This is a genomic window from Bacillus sp. SRB_331 (genome assembly GCF_003264175.1).
GTDB classification, from domain to species: Bacteria; Bacillota; Bacilli; order Bacillales; family Bacillaceae_G; genus Bacillus_A; species Bacillus_A mycoides.
Genome location: NZ_NADV01000098.1, coordinates 1 through 548, shown reverse-complemented (window position 1 = coordinate 548; position 548 = coordinate 1). Strand labels below are relative to the sequence as shown.

General features: G+C 38.1%; 1 protein-coding gene. It reads left to right on the top strand.

Annotation, left to right across the window (positions count from 1 at the left end; all coding sequences use genetic code 11):
* Positions 1-92 precede the first annotated feature (92 nt).
* The coding region (locus B5P42_RS31370) for a transposase (protein ID WP_483295826.1) at positions 93-548 on the top strand (456 nt) is incomplete at its 3' end.

Here is a 548-nt window from a genome sequence, read left to right as displayed (position 1 = left end):
CACATCCATCAACTTAAGGATTTAGACTATTCTTGAAGTTAAAAGCACGTTACTATTCTCTTATGTTAATGAGAAAGGGTGACGTGCTTTTTATGAATATGCATCAAAAACAAGAGTTGTCTTTATTTGCCGAAGAGTTATATCGCTATATGTCTCCCGCTACACTGAATCAATTAGCTATAGAAGCAGGCGGAATGAAACGAAAACGTAAGTGCCATGGGCACCATTTTTTATCTTTGTGTGTATGGTTAAATCAACAAATCGCTACAACCTCTCTTACTCAACTTTGTAGTCAATTAGAAACTTCAACAGGAATTTTATTAAGTCCTGAGGGACTTAATCGACGATTTAACTCGGCTTCTGTAGCCTTCTTTCGAAATGTATTTACTACACTTCTACAAGCTAAAATTGGAGGATCATCTACAATTTCTCATTCTCTTTCTGCTTACTTTGAGCGGATTCGCATCCTTGATTCTACAACCTTTCAAGTTCCAGATCGATTCGCAGCTACTTATCCTGGTGCCGGAGGCTGTAGTCATACAGCTGGT